The sequence below is a fragment of the Paenibacillus sp. FSL R10-2788 genome, from assembly GCF_038003885.1.
GTDB classification, from domain to species: Bacteria; Bacillota; Bacilli; order Paenibacillales; family Paenibacillaceae; genus Paenibacillus_AQ; species Paenibacillus_AQ odorifer.
The window spans coordinates 829,506-850,969 of sequence record NZ_JBBOQA010000001.1 but is presented as its reverse complement, the minus strand read 5'-3'; the positions used below and the strand labels follow the sequence as shown (position 1 = coordinate 850,969).

Genomic DNA, 21,464 nt, shown 5'->3' with positions numbered 1-21,464 from the left:
AAAATATTACGCATAGAAATATAATAGTCTCTGGAAATTTTTTTGTAAATCATTTCTTAGATCCTCATAGATTCTAAAAAAGTCTATGCACTGAAATGCATAGACTGTATGTATAGCCCTATTTTAACAACTCTAACACGCCTTGAGGCTGTTGATTAGCTTGAGCCAACATGGCTTGTGATGCTTGAGATAGGACATTGAATTTGGTAAGCTTCATCATTTCCTTTGCCATATCCACATCTCTTATTCGTGATTCAGCTGCTGTTAAGTTTACTTCGTAATTGGTTAGGTTATTATGGATATGTTCTAATGCATTTTGATACGCGCCGTACATTGAACGCTTAGATGAAACGGTATTTATAGCCTTGTCTATTTTCGAAATCGCTAATTCGGCACCTTGTCTAGTTGAAAGATCTATATCCGCAATTCCCAGAGCAGTAGTTCTAGCATCTGTTAATTTAACAGCGAAGTTATCCCCAGAGTTTGCTCCCACCTGAAGGTTTACTGTTTTGTAATCATATGTGGTACCAGGGTTTGATCCGTAAGATACATTGAAATTGGTTATTCCAGTTGTAGTTGAAAAAGTGTAACTTCCGTCATCATTACTAATAATGTTATTTAATCGATCCGTAGAGCCCCCACCATTTAGATTAACATTAGCCAATTCATTTCCCTGTGAATCAAAAATGGAAAGACGATAATTATTATCTACTATTCCTCCAACGATGTAATTCCCATCTTTCATTTCTGTAATGCTAGTAAGTTGACTGGAGTTGGAAGTTTCATTTGAGATATTCTTCTCCCATAATACGTTTCCACTACTGTCTAGTTTATAGATTAATCCACTAGTTTTAGTAGAGTCGTTATAAGAACCAACAATTATGGCCCCTCCATCACTGGTTGCGATGGCGCGGTAACCTTCATCATCCCCAGCAGCACCGACTCGTGTGTCCCATAACGGATTTAAGTTACTATCATATTTCACAACCCAGCTTGACTTATCGGTATAAGAACTGTTTAGTTTGAGACTTGATGAACCAATAGCCAAATAACCGCCGTCAGCAGTTTCAATAATAGAATTAAATTCTTCGCTTCCATAGCCAACAGGATTGGATTGTGAAGAACCCACTATCGAGGTGGATTGTTGCACACCACTGCTATTAAATTTAGCCATAAGGCCATCCCAATTTTGAATACCGGAACCCGTCCCTGCCACAATAAAGGAACCGTCACTAGTCTCAATTACTTCATTCCCCATAATGGAGTAGACGCCAGATACCCCTGTACTCCACTGCTCATTCAAATTCCCATCCCATTTAATTATATTTATCCTTTGATCGGAAATTGCCCCTGCTGAGAAATCATTTCCTAATAAAATATAACCACCATCACTAGATTCCTTAATACTATACACATCCATATTAGGAATTGCTTGTGACCAAACCAGATTACCCATACTATCTAATTTGAAGGGATTATTACCGGGAATTCTTATTCCGACGTAACCTCCATCTGAAGTCTTAGATAAATCTCTGGCAGGTATGTTAGCTGTCCAGTTCGTACTTATATTGCCCTGTACTGGGGTAATATTCGTGTTTACTTCGAGGTCATTATTCAATAAATGAATTCCATTAAATTGAGTGTTATTAGCAATATCATTTATCCCAAGCTTTATCTGCTCAACTTCTTTTTGAATCAATGTTCGATCAAAATTTGTTAAGGTATCATTTGAAGCCTGTATTGCAAGCTCCCGAAGTCTTAGCAGATTAGGATCTTGTATAGTTCCAAGTCCACCCTCAGCAGTCTGAATTAGTGAAATACCATCCTGTGTATTCCTTGCTGCCTGAGATAATCCACGAATCTGTGCTCTCATTTTCTCAGAAATTGCTAATCCTGCAGCATCATCTGCCGCTATATTTATCCGAAGTCCAGAAGATAACCTCTCTTGTGAACTTGTAATAGATTTATTATTTTTATTTAATCTGTTCAAACTATTTAAAGACGTGATGTTGTGACCGATTCGCATTTAATCACCTTTCAATTGTTAGTATCTTCTATATCGGATAGTCCTTAGTAATTTTTTAGGTCAAATTACCCGTGTCTTAAGGCCTCGCCTTAAATTCCCACCGTCCCCCGCTGAAAAGTTGAATATTTACATACAAAAACGGCGACCTATCCCCGGTTAAGCACCGACAACAGATCACCGCTAAAATTCTGACTAGATCATTATCATTCAAACGGATAAATCCAGAAATGTTCTGTTCCAAAACGAGCTTGGATCTCTTTATCATTTAAAGGTTTGCTGCCCAACAGCTCAGCAGCCTGGAATTGGGAACGATGCGCCTGAATGGACGCCATCTTGTGCTTGAGGAAATCTCTCACATCATTGATAACCTTTGGCTCCCCAATCTCTACAATATTATTAGCAAAAGCTATACAGTGAACAGGAGGTCTTTCTTCCTTCGGCAATCTTGCAACGGTTCGGATCACTGCAGCTCCAGTAGCATCGTGATCAGGATGAACGCTGTACCCTGGATAGAACGTGATGATCAGCGAAGGTTTAAGCTCTTTCAAGAGCGCATCAATCTGCCCATCGAGCAAGACTTGATCTTCGAATTCTATCGTCTTGTCGTGAAAACCAAGCATTCTTAAATCCTGTATGCCAATAGCCTCGCAGGATTCCTCCAGCTCCTTCTTACGTATTTCCGGGAGGGTTACCCGATTCGCAAAGGGCGGGATGCCCATATTTCGGCCCATTTCTCCAAGCGTTAGGCATGCGTAGGTAACTTGGGTCCCATTTTGTATTTGTTTGGCAAGGGTACCTGATATACCGAAGGCCTCATCATCCGGATGTGGCAAAATAACAAGAATATGTTTTTCCACAGAACTCTTCATCTCCTCTTCCATTAGAACGGCTCTCGGCTTAATTGTAACGATACGATCAGTTTGCCTTGAGCATCATGTCCAGCCATAATCAATCTGCCTGTCTCACTCTCTTCATAGTGAGTTAGCCCTTCCGAGTAAACCCAGCCCTGCGACATTTTTAAGCCGACCCGATAAGGACCGTTGCCGGAAATCGAACCATGGGAATATCGAATAATAGCATTGGTAATAAAAGTAGCGGCTGGATGCTTCGAACTATCTAAATGGGCAGCGTAGGCTCCCGTTGTCATCTCAAGATGGATATATAGATCCTGATCTTTAAGCAGGTCGATCCTATCTTGTACTTCCGATTGATTGATTAGCTGCAATGTTGCGCCTCCGTCTCTGACTGAATATATACATACAAAAAATAAGATCCATACCTTATAGAAGGACGGATCTGTTATATGATAAGCGGGTCCGTATTTCTTTTCAAAGTATAACGTGCAATGCTATGTAATTCAATGGATAGAGCGATCCCCTCCAAGTGTAACAGTAATGGACTGGCTTTTTACTGTTCACCTGAAGGGGATAATATCACTAAGAGGTTATGCAGTTTATATTAGATCACAAACTGATCTAACATCTTTATGATGACTTCACGTTTTACAGGCTTGCTGATATACTCGTCCATCCCGGCAGCTAGACAATTTTCACGATCACCCTTCAAAGCATTAGCCGTGACCGCGATGATGGGCGGACATTTCTCTTGATGCTCATCTCTTAACATCTTCATAGCCTCTATACCGTTCATAATGGGCATGTGAAGATCCAATAAAATAAGATCAAAGGGTTCTTTCCGTGCTGCTTCAACCGCATCTATGCCATTTGTGACGGCGATAACGCTGTGACCCATTTTTTCGAGTATTTTGGTCAGCACTAGCGCATTGATAGAGTTGTCTTCAGCAAGTAAAATTCTTGCCTCACGTGCGGTATGAAGCTTGTTAATGTTAGCCTCTTGGCTAGGGATTACCACTGATTTCTTGGGCCTGATTGTGAAGGTAACCGACGTACCGCTCTTGCCGTCACTCTCCGCATAGATCTCACCACCCATCATTTCGACAATTCTGCGGCTGATGGCAAGGCCAAGACCCGTGCCTTCGTGTCTCCGCATCATAAAGCTATCCACCTGCTCAAACGGTTCAAAAATATCAGTAAGTCGATCAGGATCAATTCCAATGCCAGTATCGGTTACCGTAAAGGCCAGCAGGAAGGGATCTTCCTTTACAAGCCTCACTTTTACCGATATGCTGCCCGCGGGTGTGAATTTCACAGCATTCCCTAGCAGGTTCAAGAACACCTGCTTCAAGCGTTCCTCGTCACCGTAAATAAAGTCAGGAACATCATGATTTATGATGCTGGTGAGCTCCAGATTTTTTTGTTCAGCTTTTATTGCGATAACAGAAAAGCTGTCCTTGAGGCAAGTCCGCAGATCGAATGTATCCTCTTGCAGCTCGCTACGGCCTGCCTCAATTTTTGAAAGATCAAGGATATCATTGATTATATTGAGCAGGATTCCTCCGCTTTTGCGAATGATTTCTACATATTCACGTTGTTCTTCATTAAGCTCTGTTTCAAGCAAAATATCAGTCATGCCGATCACCCCGTTCATGGGAGTGCGAATTTCATGACTCATCATAGCCAGGAACTCACTTTTAGCTCTATTCGTGGACTCTGCGGCTTCCTTAGCTAGCGACAATTGCCTTTGCTCGGAAATGTCCTTGCATATAAGGTAAAATCCGATATTATGATTGTTCACATAAATGGGTGCAATACTGGTGAGCACTTCAACTACTTCGCTTTCCTTAGTGACAAGCTTATTGATATACTGCTCAACCGTATTATCGTAAAGGGCTCTTTCCAGAATGCGCTGGACATTCTCTTCTCCAATCAGACTCGCAAGCTTCATCCCGATCAACTCGGACTCGATGGCGTAGCCCGTTATCTTTTCAGCCATACTATTAGTGTTAATGATTCGACCGTCAAGGTCAAAGGAAATGACGGCGTCATGGTTGTATTTTTTAAGCGACGTATACCGTTCAACAGACTCCTGAAGGCGTTGCTCGGATTCCTTTTGCTTTGTAATGTTAACGATTTGGCAAATGAAATATGCTGGCTGGTTCGACTCGTCGCTGAATAAGTGGAGAGTAAGCTGTCCCCAAATATAATCTCCATTTTTTGTGATAAACTGCTTTTCCATCTGCACTTCTGTTTCCTCACCCAAGAGTGCTTTTAAATCATGAAGGTTGCCGAAATCTTCGGGGTGAGAAAGGTCTTCTAACCGCATACCCTCAAACTCTTCAGTGGAATAAGCAAAAGTCTGTTCAAAGGCTGGGTTTACGGTCAGAATCAAACCATTTGGCGCTAAAAGGGCGATCCCAAAGGAGGCGTGATTAATCACCTGTTGGTTGAACTGTTCCTGGTTTAGATTTACGCGATGCATAGCGACCTCCATGGATGATGTGATTTTTGCGTGAAAAAATAGACCTTCTAATTAGAAGGTCCTATTTATAGCTTATAGTCTAATTTACCCACTTTGTTGTTAATTGAATCCGTTAATTTAACGGGATCGAATAGAACACTCTGGACCCCTTATTGTTCGTATACCAAATGATTTTGTCCCCACTAATAATAGGACTGCACTCTGATAAGGCAAAATGCTTGATCGTTTGGATGTCGCTAGTAGCTTTTCCCGCTCCATCTATAAGAACATATTTCAGATCACCCGGATGATTCTCTTTATCAAACTCCTGCCACAGCACCATCATTTTGTCGTCTGTGATTTTTACTAGTTTAGGGATGGACGCGATCAGGTTCGTGCCTACATATTTAGCCAAGGTGACGTGGTTCACCGAAGTACTGCTCAGGTTGGACTTGGGCAACACACTAAGCATGACATCCCTTTGGTCCGTTTCTAAACCCACCATCTCATAAGATGTATACTCTTTGACTAGTGAATGATCTACCGAATTCATAGCGACTATATAGTTCGCCGAGGACAGCTCAAATCCGCCTATAGAAACACCCGTCGCGTTAGCTCCGATTTTGCCGGGAATATTAAATAAGTCTACTTCGTTATAACTGGCTCCGTCTCCTTTATTCAGAACAATCGAACGGGGATAAGCGTCTCCATGATCGACTAGAACATGCGCTGCACCATCAAACAATACATATTGGTCAAAAGAGTGACTGACATGATTCTTCTGGAATCTTCCCAGATCATTGGTCACAGTCATGGATTTAGTATTTACGATAATAGTAAGCTGGGATTGATGATTTAATTTATCTTCTGTCGTGTATCTTGTACGTGAGGTATGAAATACAAGCGTATCTCCAGCCTCAGCCATACTACCGGAGCCTGAATCAAACGGGCTAACGGTATAGCTCTCCCCACCTTTTACGGAGACACTGTCTACTCTATTGAAGCTTTTATCATAACGGACAATACGAATGACTTCTTTGCTATCATTCTCTTCGCGGTTCTCTTGGCCAAAAGCAATATAGTTATACTTCTCCCCACTATAGAAACCACCAAACACCGGAAGCTCAAAAGGAATGCTCTTATTGCCTGTTAGTTCGTACTTCTCATTGTACGTTTCAATCGTAAACTCTTTGTTCGCCTCAATGACACTTACAGTCCCATCCTTATTATTCACAAGATAAGAAGAGGCCGTACTTTTCCATCTAGGAAAATAAGAAGATTCCCCGTTACTCTCAACTACAGCCGCCGTCTTTACCCGGTAAGCATGATCTGGGATTTTGGAAAATAACGATATGCGATCAGACTGAACGTCAAATTCAATATCGAACGGGATTTTACCCGCCAAATCTCTCAACTGAAAATAATTGTTATCATCAATATTGTAAGCCGTAATAGACTGCAACTGTCCATTGACCAGCACCTTAGAGTTGGAAAGCGTAGCTGCATAATTTTTATTGCGGCTATAATAGTTGCTCGTAGTTTTCTTTTCGGGCGTATAAGCTTGTCCAGTTATGATCTCAATCGCATTGTTCGCTTTATTCCAAGTGATATCAAACTGGCTGCTCGTTCCCGAGAAATACTCTGCCAAATCGCGTAGTCTGAAATAATTGTTATTCGATATGTTGAACCCATTCAGGTTCCGCTGTTCTCCATCAAAATATGTACTGCTCTCTGTCACCTTAGCCTTCACCGTATTGCCCGCAAAGGTTGTAGTGCCGAGTGCTGGTGTAACCAGTAATAACATCAGCAATATACTAAAAATCCTCTTCATCCGTCTTTCCTCCATTAGATATATTCATTAGCTATTATATTTATCGGTAATTTGCTGTGCCACCTTAATTTAGAAAGGAACGTCAAAAAGCACAATCTGCATAGTCTCGCGATCTTCGTTCTATCGTTTGGTTGCAGGTAATCCGTCTCTCAAGAAAAAAGCCGGCCAAACTCAGGACAATACCCCTGAAATTTAGTCGGCTGATCTTAAACTTGGTTTGTTTTAGAAGCATGAAGCTTTTTTAATGTAATCTTTCATCAAACATGAGTTGAATTTGAATACCAAAGGGATCCTCAATGATACCGTAGGCTTTACTAAACACATTGCTGGATAACGGAGAAATAATTTTCACGCGCTCGTCTGTGATTAAGCTTTTATAAAAACCTTCAATCCCCTCTAAGTCAGCACTTTGAATACATAATGAAGTGTTATTGCCCACTGTATATTTCTCATTCGTATTCATTGTATCTTCTGCTATCATTATTTTTGTTTTTCCGATTAACAGAACAGAGTGAGTAATATAATCCTTATTTTCATCCGTAAGCTGTATGGAGCTGTCACGCTCTGCAAGTTGTTGATAGGTGACACGTAACAATTCCTCTGCGTTAAAATGTTTTTTGTAAAATTCTATAGCTTCCTTGGCTCTTCCCTTCATCGATAAGAAAATAGCTACTTCTAGTGTTGTACTCATAGTGTAAATCTCCTTCGTATATTTGATATGTGATCTTAAACTTATTATCATATATAAAGGTATCAAAACATGACACCTTAATAAGGAGCTTTTTATATGAAGAAATCAGAACGATTAAATGACATGATGAGATACTTAAACGGGCGAGAGTTTTTTAATCTAAGTAACCTTATGGAGAAATACAATATTTCAAAAAGCACAGCGCTACGTGATGTTACTTCATTAGAACAATTGGGTATGCCTATATTCGCGGAACATGGAAGACACGGACGTTATGGTATTCTAAAAAACAGATTGTTATCCCCTATTATTTTCACGATAGATGAAGTCTATGCGCTGTATTTTGCCATGCTGACGTTAGAATCTTATCAATCTACACCCTTTCATCTAAGTGTTAACAAGCTAAACGAAAAGTTCGAGCACTGTCTATCGAGTACACAAATCAACCAGATTCACAAAATGAAAAAGGTCCTGCAATTCGAAATGTATCAGCATAAGCATGTCAGCCGTTTTTTAGATAAAATCCTAGCAAGTATTCTAAATGAGAGTGCCTGTAACATTGAATATACAAAAGAAAACCAAACAAAAAGCTACCCTGTTCAATTCTTTAGGATTTCCGCTAAGTTTGGTCAATGGTATGCCACTGGAATAGAGCTTGCGACGAATACATATAGAGTTTTTAGATGTGATCGAATAACCTTCATTGAAGAAGAGGAAAGCAAGGCTCGTTATTCTATAGAAGAACTTCTTAGTCGTTCATTAGAAATCTATCAGTCTGCGAAAAGTATTGACTTTGAAGTTGAGATTGCGGAACAAGCAAAGGATATTTTTTATAAAGAACATTATCCTTCTATGGAAATAGAGGTTGGTCCGAAAACAGTCATTAAGGGATTCTATAATCCAGGTGAAGAGGATTTCTTGGCTAATTATTTTATCCGATATGGTCATGCTGTTACATCCGTGAAACCTGAAGCCTTAAAACAAATAATCAAAGATAAGTTAGAGCAACTGGTAAATCACTATCAAAAAATATAAAGCTAATCAAAAGGGGTAAAAAACATAGCTTGGAGAACTGTCTTAGCCTTTTTGAGGTTGCGCGTATCCAGTTGGTTAAGCATGTCTACGATTTGACTCATTTCATCGTTTTCCACTGGCTCAAGAGATGCTCCGGTAGTTAATAGTTCTTTTTCAGCAACAGATTCCGAATGAACCCATGACGCTTCCAAAGTATCCTCGAAGGCTTGGATTATAAATAACAATTCATCTGTGTTATATCTCTGTAGAAACCGGTTTATCCCTTTATTCATCTGCTTATGTAGGGCTAAATGCAAATCGAATATTTCTTTCCCTAGAGGTGTTGTAAGAAAAAGCACTTCTTTTTTATTATCGGGGAGAAACTCCGTGCGAATAATTTCCTGTTGCACTAATCTTCTTGTAATTTTGGACACGCTGCCTTTAGGAATTCCGAATTGCTTCGAAATAGTAGTGCCATTCACCGGCTCAAGCTGTCCAATTGCATCTATTACATGCAGCATCATGACTGTGGAGTCTTGGAGGAAGTCAATGATAAGGGGATTACTGCAGTTCTGAATCAACCATGCCTTCTCTTCGTCATCCTCCGATTGAAATCGCTTTTGTAATTGGGGAATCTTCTCTATTAATTTTTTTATCAAAATATCCTTATTAGGTAATTTCTCGAAAGAATGCGTCACTGTTACGTCTCCTCGTAAATTCATCTTATGCTCATTTTAACAAGATACAGCTCATAAATAAAGTTTCCTAGAAATAATATTGACAACAAGGAAACTTAAAACGTATTATTGTTTCCATAGTTAATATTTAATTTCTAGGAAACAATAAATCATAAAGAAGGTGTTTATATGAATGTCTTAATTATTTTTGATCATCCCTACGGTGCATCAGCGTCCGAGAATATCCCCCATCAGCGAAGCTATTCCGCAGCTTTATTAGCCTCCGTTATGCGAGGTCTCACCACCAAAGGCCATACGATTGATCTTATCGACCTGCATACCGATGGATTTGATCCGGTCATGTCACGCGAAGAACTCACTGCTTGGCGACAAAAGAAAACCACCGACCGGCTAGTCGCCAATTATCAGCAGCGTCTTATAGCAGCGGATCATATCGTCTTCATTTTCCCTATATGGTGGGAAGCCATGCCCGCTCTTACCAAAGGTTTTCTTGATAAGGTATTCGCAAAAGGCATTGTCTACGAAGAAACTAAACCTGGGCGGCCCTTCAAATGCTTGCTCCCGAATATCAAAGGAGTGTCCCTCCTGACCGTAATGAACACACCCGACTTCTTTTATCGCTGGATTTTTGGAAACCCCATCACCAAAATTCTGTTCAGAGGCACCTTCCGCAAAATGGGAATACGAAAGAACCTGAGTTGGTATAATTATGCCGGGATGTCAGATCGCAACTTAGAAGAGCGGGTGAAGCATCTCGATAAAACAGAACAACGGTTTGCACGACTATACTAAACTAGACTAGATTAAATTACTCAAGCGCTGACTGATTCTGAGGCTAGCCTAATATAAAAAAACACGCCAATAACTGGCGTGTTTTAGTTAAATTTATTAAAATTCTTCATACGATGCGGGATCTTGATCAGCTATGCGACCTGTTGGCGAGGTTAATGCGGAAATAACGGTCATCTCAGCTTCCGATAATTGAAAATCAAAAATATTCAGATTATCGCGCTGATGCTCTAGAGAAGAAGCCTTTGGAATGGGAATAGCCCCAAGCTGTATATGCCAACGTAAGATAACTTGCGATATCGATTTATTATGAACCTTGCCTATTTCCGCTATTTTCTCATTTTCCAGTACGCTGCTAGCTCGTCCCAATGGACTCCACGATTCAATCACTACCCCATGCTCTTTGTTCCATGCACGTTGCTCTTCCTGATTAAAATGAGGATGCAGCTCAATCTGATTCATGCTCGGCGCTACGCCAGTTTCTTGTATCAAACGCTCGATATGCTCCGGCAAAAAGTTACATACACCGATGGAGCGGATCAAACCTTGTTTCCGTGCCTCGATCATCGCCTGCCAGGCTTCAACATATAAATTCACTCTAGGGTTAGGCCAGTGGATGAGATAGAAATCATAATAATCCAATCCGGCTCTGAATAAAGACTCCTGTATGGTGGCTAATGCTTCTTTATAAGAGTGATGGCGACCTGGCAGCTTGGAAGTAATGAGCAGTTCTTCCCTAGGCACAGAAGTTTGCCGAACAGCCTGGCCTACAGCACCTTCGTTCTCATAATTAAACGCAGTGTCGATCAGACGATAGCCAACATCAATCGCCTTAGTGATGTTTTGTGCTCCCTCAGTACCATTTAACGCGTAAGTACCAAAACCAATAGCAGGCACCTTCACTCCATCGTTCAATATGATTTCAGGTATTCTCTCAGTCATCGTCGCACTTCTCCTTTGTTGTCATTTAAGCCCCTGCCGATCCATCTTATAATTATTATAACATCTTCATAGTAAACTCAATCATTGGGTTACCTGAACAACCTCTAGCTTATTGGTAAGCCGCTTTCGTGGGCATCCGATTTATTTTTTATAGTAAAATGAATCTACAGCACTGGATTTTCGTAATGTTATGAATTAAAAGTAGAGATAAGAGGTGTACCCAATGAAGGAGCAATATCCAGCTAGGCTTGAATTGTTCGCAGACAACGCTCAGAGGATCAAAAAAGCTTTTCCATGGCAAAATGCAATGGTTAATCGGTTAGCGGCACTATTGTATGCTGTAGAGGACAAAGTTGCAGATGACGAAGCCATTCGTGCTAGCTACGAGCTAATTAAGGAGAGTACCGGGATTTTCTCTCAATTTAGAGGGGCTTCGGTGATCAGCATTGCTGCCCTGCTTTCACTTTCTGACGAAAAGGAAACTCTGCTTGCAAACACATTTACCGTGTATGATTTAATGAAGGAAGCCAAATTCAGAGCCTCTGATTATCTCGTCGTTGCTGCCTATCAAATCGCTGCTAATGCAACATCGGATCGATATCAGCGTACGGTAGAACGGGCAAAGCTATTTTACGATAGTATGAAGGCAAAACATCGTTTCCTTACCGGACAAGACGATTATATCTTCTCCGCTATGCTTGGTCTTTCCGATATCGATGTTGAGAGTGGCGTGGACCGCATGGAGCAGCTCTATGTAACACTTAAGCCCGAATTTATGTCAGGCAACAGTGTGCAAGCCCTGACCCAGGTATTGGTTCTTGGGGAAGAAGCCCCTCAAGCAGCGGACCGTGTATTGGCATTAAGAGATGCATTTCGTGCACAGGGTATCCGGCTAGACAAGGAATATACCCTCTCCTCGCTGGGCGTGTTATCCCTGCTCCCTTGCAACAAGGAGGACATCGTTACTGATGTCTCAGAGACTTACGAATTTTTGCGTACAAAAAAGGGCTTCGGTAACTGGTCTATTGGCAAGCAGGAATTACTGCTCTTGTCTTCTGCACTGGTAGCCTTCAGATCTGTGGAGGATGTACAAAACGGCGTATTAAATACGATGCTCTCCACCAACATTACCAATATTGTGATTGCTCAGCAGGCTGCTCTTGCCGGGGCAGCGGCTGCGTCAGCTGCGGCTGCAGCGGCTGCAGCTTCTTCTTCGAATTAGATTGAATCGTGAGGGAAAGACATGGACTCCATAAAAAGCTTCACAACTAGAAATGAAGAATTGTTAAACCTTCTACTTAATATTTGGGAATCATCCGTGCGGCATACTCATCTTTTTCTATCCGAGCAGGATATTGATGCTTTGCGGCCGCTGGTTATGCAGGCGCTTGAGGGCATAAGCGATTTGTTTGCTTTTACTGATGATCAAGAGCAGGTGATTGGCTTCTTAGGGGTTCAGAATAATAAGATTGAAATGCTGTTCGTAGAACCTGCTGCAATGGGAAAAGGGGTTGGAAAAGCGCTTCTAGCTTATGTCATGCAGGAACTCGACGTACACCTCGTAGATGTGAATGAGCAAAATCCCCAAGCTTTAGGTTTCTATGAGCATATGGGATTTCAGGTTTTTGAGCGTTCAGCACTCGACGAACAAGGTAATCCTTTTCCTATCCTGCACATGTCGCTTAAGTAGCTTTTTCCTATGCAGGAGACAGTTCGATGCATTTTAGTATCGTAAAAGACAACAGAGCAGCGATTCTCTCGTTTGAGAACGCTGCTCTGTTGTTTAGTTGTCTGCAGTTTAGGTTGGCGAAGCTAGGAGCGGATAGGCGGAGCGGCTCCGAGTATTCGGCTCAGCTGTATCTACATCTACTTCTACCTCTAATTCTGCTTCTTCATCTACACTTACTTCTACTTCTACTTCTACTTCTACTTCTGCTTCTGCTTCTGCTTCTGCTTCTACTTCTACTTCTACTTCTACTTCTACTTCTACTTCTACTTCTACTTCTACTTCTACTTCTACTTCTACTTCTACTTCTACTTCTACTTCTACTTCTACTTCTACTTCTACTTCTACTTCTACTTCTACTTCTACTTCTACTTCTACTTCTACTTCTACTTCTACTTCTACTTCTACTTCTGCTTCTACTTCTACTTCTACCTTTACATCTACTTCTGCAACTACTTCTAAATCTACGCATATCCCCTCATGCACATCACCCAATCAAAGCTCTCTGTTGCTTGCGGACTCAGATGACGCTATTTGCTCATTTATCGCCCTTGAAGCACAGTTTCGGACTCCAGTGTCGCTATTCTATAGAAAGAGCATCATTTCTGGCGTTTTTTATGCCAATAGCTGCTATGGAGTCCGATAACATCCCAAATGGCGGATAATCCGGCGTTTAAGGTCATCTAGGTCCGATAGCGTCGGGCAGAGATTCAGATAGCAAACTATATCGTCAGAAATCGTCGGATGGCATCCGATAGCGAACGATAGCGTCGATTCCTAACCATCCCCTGTTCCTTACGGACCCAGATGACGCTATTTGCTCATTTATCGCCTTTGAAGCATAGTTTCGGACTCCAGTGTCGCTATTACATAGAAAGAGCCGCATTTCTGACGTTTTTTATGCCAATAGCTGCTATGGAGTCCGATAACATCCCAAATGGCGGATAATCCGGCGTTTAAGGTCATCTGGGTCCGATAGCGTCGGGCATAGATTCAGATAGCAAACAATATCGTCAGAAATCGTCGGATGGCATCCGATAGCGAACGATAGCGTCGATTCCTAACCATCCCCTGTTCCTTACAGAGCCAGATGACTCTATTTGCTCATTTATAGCCTTTGAGGCATAGTTTCGGACTCCAGTGAAGCTATCCATAGAAAAAGCCGCAACTATGGCGTTTTTAGATGCTATTCCACCGACTTCAAAGCCTCAATCATATGGATTCGTTTGAGCTTAATATGCATGAACGCCATGACAATACCGGAAAACAACAGTGTTAGAAGCGCCGCATAAATATAACTTGGCCACTTGATGATCGGAGCGAACATCGTCGCATCCAGCTCGGCCGTCTTCAGGACGAAGCTATGCAGCACTATGCCGAGACCCGATCCAGCCACAATACCGAGTAGGCTAAGCAGCATATTCTCGCGGTAAATATACATGGTTACTTCCTTGTCGTAGAAACCCAGTACCTTAATGGTTGACAGCTCCCGGATCCGCTCGGACACATTGATATTGGTCAAATTGTAGAGGACGACAAAAGCCAACGCCGCCGCTGAAACAATGAGCACCAAGGTTACAACGTCCATACTCTTCATAGTCTCATCGAAGGCGGAGCCTACACTGCTGGAAAAGCTGATGGCAGCGACGCCCTCATTAGCCGTCAGCTTTTCACCAAATTTATCTTCCCATGTCTTATCATGTGCGGCGTAGTTCAGCAGTTCTGTGTTGAATAGCGGTTTTTCTCCGAACACAGAAGCATAATACGCCGGTGTCATATAAACATAGTGCATTACATAATTCTCTGTAATCGCTGCGACCTCAATCTCGAACGTCTCATTATCTTTGTCCACCACGGTCAATTTATCACCAGACTCCAGCCCATACAGCTTAGCCAGCTTCTCTGAGATAATAGCCCCCTCATCCGTAAGCATCCGCCCTTCTCCACTTTTTCGATCACGCAACTCCACGAAATCGGATAAAGAGTCAACGGAGGTAGGAACGAACAGATGAACCTCTTGATCATTTACACCACTAGCATGTGCGGTCATCCGTTCTTGCGCCACACTCAGCGTCCCAGTTACTGCAGATTCACCAGTGATTAGTCGGTCGTAGGCTTTTAGCACATCGGTAGATACATCTTCATGCAGTGCCACAAGTGCATCATATTTCATAATCGTGCCGAATTGCGACCCGGCGATGCTGCCAATTGAATCCTTGAGACCAAATCCCGTCAGGATCAGCGCTGTACAGCCAGCCACGCCGAATACAGTCATGAACATCCGCTGCTTATAGCGGAATAGATTCCGTGCGGTAACCTTTTGGACAAAGCTCAATCGCTTCCATACAAAAGTGATCCGCTCCAGTAAAATACGCTGGCCACTCTTTGGTGCCTTCGGACGCATCAATACGGAAGCATTGCTGCGTAATTCTACCCGTGAAGCAATCCACGCCGTCAACGTAGTACATATTAACGCTACGATAACGGATATGATCGAATACGAAAGATAGAAATTCTTCGTGATATCCGGCAAATTGTAGATTGCACTATACGCATCGTAGATAATACCCGGAAACAGGGTAAAACCAACAGCAAGACCTGCAATTGAAGCCGCCAGACTGGCAAGCGTACCATAGACCAGGAATTTGGCCATGATGTCGCGGTTAGCATAACCAAGTGCTTTCAGGGTCCCGATCTGCAGGCGATGCTCCTCAACCATCCGTGTCATGGTCGTCAAGCTGACCAGCGCAGCAATCAGGAAAAAGAACACAGGAAACGCACTCGCAATCGCCGACAACCGATCAGCGTTATCTTTATATTCGGCATATCCCGGATTAGCGCTTCGGTCAGTAACGTAGACCTTAAGCTGCTCCAGCTCTGCAAGCTTTTGCTCCCCTGCCGCCAATTCCTCCTTGGCAGAAGCAAGTCCGGCAGCAATTGCCTTCATGCTTGCAGCCTGTTCCTGCTGCACTTCCTCCGGCTGGCGCTGCAAATCCGCAAGCTGCTGCTCGGCGGCGGCCACCTTGGCGCGGCCTCCGGACAGCTCTTTCTCGCCTTCCGCCCGCAGCTCAGCAAGCCATGCTTCCGGCACGCCGGACATCGCCTGCTCTACAGCATGGGTATGCTGTTCGATCAGATCTTCATACTCCGGCGAATAAGCCTTCACCCCAGTTGTATCCTTAAATGACAGATAGGCTTCCGTATACACCGGAAGCTTGAAATCTGACTCCGGGATCGCGGCGAACGCATCCGCCGTACCTTTGCCGATCCCACTGGTGCCACGGGTACTTTGCTCAATAAAATGTGGACTTCTAACAAAGCCAACTACGGTATACTCCAGTGTCTCGAAGCTGTTCGACAGCTCCGCATCCGTACCGTTTCCACTGAAAGATACCTTGTCACCCAACGCATATTCTTCCGCTAGCTTATCGTCCAGCACGATTTCACCGGAATGCTCCGGTAGATGGCCTTCAATTATACGGTATTGATTAAGTGGTTTATCCGTGTTGTAAGAATTGACTTTAAGTATTAAGGCATTATCACCCATGAATACATCTGCGCTATAGCTCGGCTGAATCTCATCGATCCCCTGTACATTTCTGAGTAACCCGATGTTGTCTTCAGTCAGGCCGTAGTTAGTCTGCACCTTCAGATCCATCAAGCGCTGCTCTTTGTAAAAGGTTCCAGCTGTATTCAGCATATCTGGCCCTGTAGCCTTGATTCCGGCAAAAAAGCTGACGCCTAACATAATAATTGCAAAAATCGAAATAAACCGGGCTTTGGTATGCCCAATTTCACGAAAAATATCTTTCCACAATGCTCGCTTTTTCATAGATGCCTTCTCCTTACCATTCAATATCGTCAACGGATACCGGCGAAGGATTGATCACCATCTTCCGTACCTTAGCGTTGTTAATCTCTATAACCCTGTCAGCCATCGGAGCGATCGCCAGATTATGTGTAATTACGATGACCGTTGTCCCGGTGTTACGACAAGTATCCTGCAGCAGCTTCAGCACCTGCTTGCCGGTGTTATAATCAAGCGCTCCTGTCGGCTCGTCGCAGAGCAGCAGCTTCGGCTGTTTAGCCAACGCTCTGGCGATAGCGACACGTTGTTGCTCACCACCGGACAACTGAGCCGGGAAATTATCTAACCGCGCGCCCAGACCCACATCCTCCAGCACCTTACGCGCATCTAATGCACGCGGAGAAATCTGTGAAGCAAGCTCAACATTTTCCAGTGTGGTCAGATTAGGCACTAGATTATAGAACTGAAATACAAAACCTACGTCATTTCGGCGGTAGCCTGTCAGCTCCTTGGCACTAAACTTGGCGATATCAATGCCATCCACAATGACCTGACCTTCATCGGCGGAATCCATTCCACCCAGAATATTAAGCACTGTAGATTTACCCGCACCGCTTGGGCCGACGATCACGGCAAATTCACCTTTTTTTATCTCAAAATCAATCCCGTCATTCGCGACAATTACATTCTCGCCCATCTTGTAACGCTTGTACTCCCCTTTTACAGCAACAAAACTCATTCCTCTTCCTCCTGTCCCTATCCCAACTAAGTCTAATTACTCTACATTGTCTCAGTTTATCATAATTAGAACGCCCAAGCCCGAATGGCAAACCCTCATTACACAAGGTGAAATTCACATCATTAATAAGTTCATTTTTTTGTAACAATAATGTAACAAGGAAATTTTACCGTAAACGATACTTAGTCATTTGATAATGTTATAATCACTTTGTTTTATTTACTCTTTTCAGGCAAGAGTGAAAGAACAAGAACAATCAGAAACAGGTGATCAGATGTTCGAACTGAAATGGCTATGGCAGAACCTAGAGGGAAACCGGACGCGATACATTCTGGCACTCTGCCTTTCGGTGGTGGGCTCAAGTCTTACAATCGTGAATCCGTACATCAGTCAGCGCATTGTCGATACGTTTATAGCCGGTGACAACGCCCTGCAGAATCTTACACAAGAACGGCAATTATTGATTATGCTCTGTCTGGGCATGATCGGATTTTCTCTACTGCGCACAGGTCTCGCATATTTCACGACCATGCAGTACGAGATATCCTCGCAAAATATGATGTACAATGTCCGCATTTATTTGTACAACAAAATTCAGGGACAGGACAGAAAATACTACGATCATAATCGTACCGGCGATCTCATGACCAAGATGACAGGCGATCTGGACATGGTCCGTCACTCTATGGCCTGGATTTTTAAGACGATCATTGAATCGCTAACGATCTTCCTTGCCGCCGTTATCTATTTTTTCACCATAGATGCGGAACTGACGCTGTGGATGCTTATCCTGTCACCGCCCATTTTTATCGTGGCTTACATATTTGCTAAACGCGTCCGTCCTATGTATATTGACCTGCGTGAACGGCTGTCCCAGCTTAACACGACTACACAGGAGAATATCTCAGGCAACCGTGTGGTCAAGGCTTTTGCCCGCGAGGAATTCGAGGTCGAAAAATTCACAGAGAAGAATGTCAACTATTCTACGGCGAACAAAAAGGCCGCCCTTGTATGGCTTGATTATTTTCCTTATCTGGAATCCTTCGCTCAGGGCTTCAACGTAATTCTTATGTTGGTTGGTGGTTTGTTCCTTATGAACGGCCGGATCACCTTCGGTGAATTTATGGCCTTCTCTTCGCTTATTTGGGCTATATCCAACCCTATGCGCAACATTGGTATCATTATCAACGACATTCAGCGCTTTTTTGCGAGCTTGTCCAAAATCGTAGATATCTATTATGCCCGGCCAAATATTGTTAACGAGCATACTGTCACTGACAAACGCCGTTATGAAGGCCGTATTGAATTCGATCATGTCCGCTTCAAATATGATAGCGCTATCGTACTGGACGATATTAGCTTTACCGTTGAACCCGGTGAAACTGTAGCAATCATGGGCGCGACAGGATCAGGCAAAACAACAATCATCAACCTCATCCCTCGCTTCTACGATGTAGCTGAAGGGCGCGTACTCGTAGACGGTGTTGATGTTCGGCAGCTGGAGCTTGATGAACTTCGTGGAAATATCGGCATGGCGACCCAAGATGTACTCTTGTTCTCTGATACCATTGATGGAAACATCGCCTATGGCGATCCTGATCTTCCGGAAGAAGATGCAATGGGTTATGCAGAGCTCGCAGCCGCACACGACTTCATTACCAAAATGCCTGAAGGTTATGATACCGTTGTCGGGGAACGCGGAGTCGGACTGTCGGGGGGGCAAAAGCAGCGTATTGCCTTAGCGCGTGCTTTGGCGGTACACCGTCCTATCCTGATTCTCGATGATACGACCTCTGCAGTCGACCTTGAGACGGAGGAGCATATCCAAAAAAGTCTACGTGAACTGGACTATCCTTGTACGAAAATTATTATTGCGCAGCGTGTATCTACTACCTCGCAAGCCGACCGTATTCTCATTCTGGATGGCGGGAAGCTAGTTGAGGAAGGGACTCACGCTGAACTGCTAGCGAAACGTGGTTACTATTACGAAGTGTTTAAACTGCAGAACGAGGGTATTGGAAGGCAGGTGACCGCAAGTGGCAAGGAATAAATTTGACGTCGATGAAAATCTTGAATCGCCGTTTAATATAAAACACTTCCGGCGTGCGATGGTATATATCAAACGAAAGAAAACGCCAATGATTGTTGCGTTCGTGCTCAGTGCACTTTCAGCAGCCATTTCACTGTCGGCTCCGCTGATCATGCAACATGTCATCGACGTGACCATTCCGGCAAAAGAGAAGCTTGCACTGCTGGGTTGGGCTGCACTGATGCTTGTGACCATCGTGGTCAGTGTTTATCTGGCTACGATACGCTCGCGCATCATGACGAGTGTTGGGCAGGATATTATTTTTGACATCCGAACGGATTTGTTTAAGCATCTGCAAGAATTGCCTTTCAAATATTATGACGACCGCCCACAGGGCAAGATCCTTATCCGGGTCGTAAACTACGTCAACGCCGTTTCAGATGTGCTGTCCAACGGGATTATCAACTTTATTCTAGAAATCGTGAATTTACTCTTTATCGCAGCCTTCATGTTCGCTGTCGATGTACGACTCTCATTTGTCATCCTTGCCGGACTGCCAGTCTTCCTTGGCATCATGCTGCTGATCAAAACCCGGCAACGCCGGGCATGGCAAGCAGTGTCCAACAAAAGCTCTAACCTGAACGCCTATCTGCAAGAGAGCATCAGCGGTATTGGTGTGACACAAATGTTCTCCCGGGAACAACGTAACGAAGGAATCTTCACACGTCTCGCAGGTAATTTCCGTAAAGAATGGATGAAGGCTCAACGTTACAACTTACTTATTCCGTTCTCTGTAGACAACTTGTCTACGATTGTTACATCATTGATTTTCCTTGTAGGCCTACTAACACTGAGTCCTCAAGACATGACCCTCGGTGTCATTCTGGCGATGAGCAGCTACGCTGCCCGCTTCTGGCAGCCGATTCTGAATCTTTCGAACCTGTACAATAACTTCATCAACGCCGTTGCCTATCTTGAGCGTATCTTCGAAACGCTGGATGAACCGGTTACCGTCAGTGATATCCCGGATGCAAAAACACTGCCATCTGTTCAGGGCCATGTCACCTTCGACGATGTAACTTTCGCCTATGACCCGGGGCTTAATATTCTGGAGAATATCTCCTTCAAGGTCAAAGCGGGAGAAAGCATCGCGCTGGTAGGACCCACAGGTGCGGGCAAAACAACCGTCGTCAATCTGATCTCACGCTTTTATAACATTTCCAGTGGTCAGATTCTGATCGACGGCCAGGATATCTCGCAGGTGACGTTAAAATCTCTTCGCAGCCAGATGGGGATTATGTTACAGGATAGCTTCATCTTCTCCGGTACCATTCTGGACAATATTCGGTACGGCCGACTGGATGCGACCGAAGAAGAAGTAATCGCCGCTGCAAAGGCCGTTTGCGCCGACGAATTCATCCGTGAATTCGATCAAGGCTACATGACAGAGGTCAATGAACGTGGCTCCAAGCTGTCTCAAGGACAGCGGCAGCTCATTTCGTTCGCAAGAACACTTTTGGCAGATCCGCGCATTCTCATCTTGGATGAAGCCACTTCTTCCATTGATGCGAAGACTGAGCGCTTATTGCAAAAAGGGCTGAATGAACTGCTTAAGGGACGCACCTCTTTCATTATCGCGCATCGCCTCTCCACCGTAAAAAACTGCGATCGTATTATGTACGTATCTAACAAAGGCATCGCGGAAAGCGGCTCACATGATGAGCTTATCGCACAGCGGGGCCTTTATTACCGCCTCTACACAGCACAGAAGATGGAAGCTTAATTGAAGAAATACCAAAAGAGCTCAGGCCGATTTGCAGCCTGAGCTTTTTGATGCTTTATTATTTTCAAAA

Annotated in this window: 17 protein-coding genes; 6 read left to right on the top strand and 11 right to left on the bottom strand. The window is 43.5% G+C overall.

Annotated features, from left to right (window positions below; genetic code table 11):
* Window positions 1-118 precede the first annotated feature (118 nt).
* From NSQ50_RS03725 to NSQ50_RS03700, 6 genes are all read right to left on the bottom strand, one after another.
* Window positions 119-1,990: a flagellin N-terminal helical domain-containing protein gene (locus tag NSQ50_RS03725; RefSeq protein WP_179086900.1), complete on the bottom strand. Its 1,872-nt coding sequence runs from the start codon at window positions 1,988-1,990 to the stop codon at window positions 119-121.
* A gap of 239 nt (window positions 1,991-2,229) precedes the next feature.
* Window positions 2,230-2,883: a bacillithiol biosynthesis deacetylase BshB2 gene (bshB2, locus tag NSQ50_RS03720; protein WP_036684950.1), complete on the bottom strand. Its 654-nt coding sequence runs from the start codon at window positions 2,881-2,883 to the stop codon at window positions 2,230-2,232.
* A gap of 23 nt (window positions 2,884-2,906) precedes the next feature.
* Window positions 2,907-3,251: a YojF family protein gene (locus NSQ50_RS03715; protein ID WP_036684865.1), complete on the bottom strand. Its 345-nt coding sequence runs from the start codon at window positions 3,249-3,251 to the stop codon at window positions 2,907-2,909.
* Window positions 3,252-3,484: 233 nt separating this feature from the next.
* Complete coding sequence (locus NSQ50_RS03710; RefSeq protein WP_036684863.1) at window positions 3,485-5,365, bottom strand: PAS domain S-box protein; 1,881 nt, start codon at window positions 5,363-5,365, stop codon at window positions 3,485-3,487.
* A 112-nt stretch (window positions 5,366-5,477) separates the two neighbouring features.
* A complete protein-coding gene (locus tag NSQ50_RS03705) occupies window positions 5,478-7,175 on the bottom strand; it encodes a hypothetical protein (protein WP_051491360.1) in 1,698 nt (565 codons plus the stop codon).
* 241 nt (window positions 7,176-7,416) lie between these two features.
* A complete protein-coding gene (locus tag NSQ50_RS03700; protein ID WP_036684862.1) occupies window positions 7,417-7,866 on the bottom strand; it encodes a VOC family protein in 450 nt (149 codons plus the stop codon).
* A gap of 96 nt (window positions 7,867-7,962) precedes the next feature.
* Between NSQ50_RS03700 and NSQ50_RS03695 the strand changes: the two genes are divergently transcribed.
* Window positions 7,963-8,901 (top strand): helix-turn-helix transcriptional regulator, encoded by a 939-nt coding sequence (locus NSQ50_RS03695; protein ID WP_036684860.1) that lies wholly within the window; start codon window positions 7,963-7,965, stop codon window positions 8,899-8,901.
* A gap of 2 nt (window positions 8,902-8,903) precedes the next feature.
* Here NSQ50_RS03695 and NSQ50_RS03690 read toward each other — a convergent pair whose 3' ends face one another.
* A complete protein-coding gene (locus NSQ50_RS03690; RefSeq protein WP_036684858.1) occupies window positions 8,904-9,578 on the bottom strand; it encodes a MarR family transcriptional regulator in 675 nt (224 codons plus the stop codon).
* A gap of 168 nt (window positions 9,579-9,746) precedes the next feature.
* Between NSQ50_RS03690 and NSQ50_RS03685 the strand changes: the two genes are divergently transcribed.
* A complete protein-coding gene (locus NSQ50_RS03685; RefSeq protein ID WP_036684857.1) occupies window positions 9,747-10,370 on the top strand; it encodes an NAD(P)H-dependent oxidoreductase in 624 nt (207 codons plus the stop codon).
* A 96-nt stretch (window positions 10,371-10,466) separates the two neighbouring features.
* Here NSQ50_RS03685 and NSQ50_RS03680 read toward each other — a convergent pair whose 3' ends face one another.
* Window positions 10,467-11,309, bottom strand: coding sequence for an aldo/keto reductase (locus NSQ50_RS03680; RefSeq protein ID WP_036684855.1), 843 nt, complete (start codon window positions 11,307-11,309; stop codon window positions 10,467-10,469).
* A gap of 223 nt (window positions 11,310-11,532) precedes the next feature.
* Here NSQ50_RS03680 and NSQ50_RS03675 point away from each other — a divergent pair, with 223 nt between their 5' ends.
* Both NSQ50_RS03675 and NSQ50_RS03670 read left to right on the top strand, forming a co-directional pair.
* Complete coding sequence (locus NSQ50_RS03675) at window positions 11,533-12,531, top strand: DUF4003 family protein (RefSeq protein WP_036684854.1); 999 nt, start codon at window positions 11,533-11,535, stop codon at window positions 12,529-12,531.
* A gap of 21 nt (window positions 12,532-12,552) precedes the next feature.
* The gene (locus NSQ50_RS03670) at window positions 12,553-12,999 is read left to right on the top strand and encodes a GNAT family N-acetyltransferase (RefSeq protein ID WP_076179114.1); all 447 of its coding nucleotides are present in this window, start codon (window positions 12,553-12,555) and stop codon (window positions 12,997-12,999) included.
* A 108-nt stretch (window positions 13,000-13,107) separates the two neighbouring features.
* On the opposite strand, the gene NSQ50_RS03665 is transcribed toward NSQ50_RS03670, so the two are convergent.
* From NSQ50_RS03665 to NSQ50_RS03655, 3 genes are all read right to left on the bottom strand, one after another.
* Window positions 13,108-13,530, bottom strand: a complete 423-nt coding sequence (locus NSQ50_RS03665; RefSeq protein WP_340949275.1) for a hypothetical protein — start codon at window positions 13,528-13,530, stop codon at window positions 13,108-13,110.
* Window positions 13,531-14,221: 691 nt separating this feature from the next.
* Window positions 14,222-16,867, bottom strand: coding sequence for an FtsX-like permease family protein (locus NSQ50_RS03660; RefSeq protein ID WP_076179113.1), 2,646 nt, complete (start codon window positions 16,865-16,867; stop codon window positions 14,222-14,224).
* Between the two features lie 13 nt (window positions 16,868-16,880).
* The gene (locus NSQ50_RS03655; protein ID WP_036684849.1) at window positions 16,881-17,582 is read right to left on the bottom strand and encodes an ABC transporter ATP-binding protein; all 702 of its coding nucleotides are present in this window, start codon (window positions 17,580-17,582) and stop codon (window positions 16,881-16,883) included.
* A gap of 274 nt (window positions 17,583-17,856) precedes the next feature.
* On the opposite strand from NSQ50_RS03655, the gene NSQ50_RS03650 reads away from it, so the two are divergent.
* Entirely contained in the window at window positions 17,857-19,632 is a 1,776-nt protein-coding gene (locus NSQ50_RS03650) for an ABC transporter ATP-binding protein (protein ID WP_036684847.1), read from the top strand.
* Window positions 19,619-21,394, top strand: coding sequence for an ABC transporter ATP-binding protein (locus NSQ50_RS03645; protein ID WP_036684845.1), 1,776 nt, complete (start codon window positions 19,619-19,621; stop codon window positions 21,392-21,394). Before NSQ50_RS03650 ends, NSQ50_RS03645 begins: the two co-directional genes overlap by 14 nt.
* Window positions 21,395-21,464 lie beyond the last annotated feature (70 nt).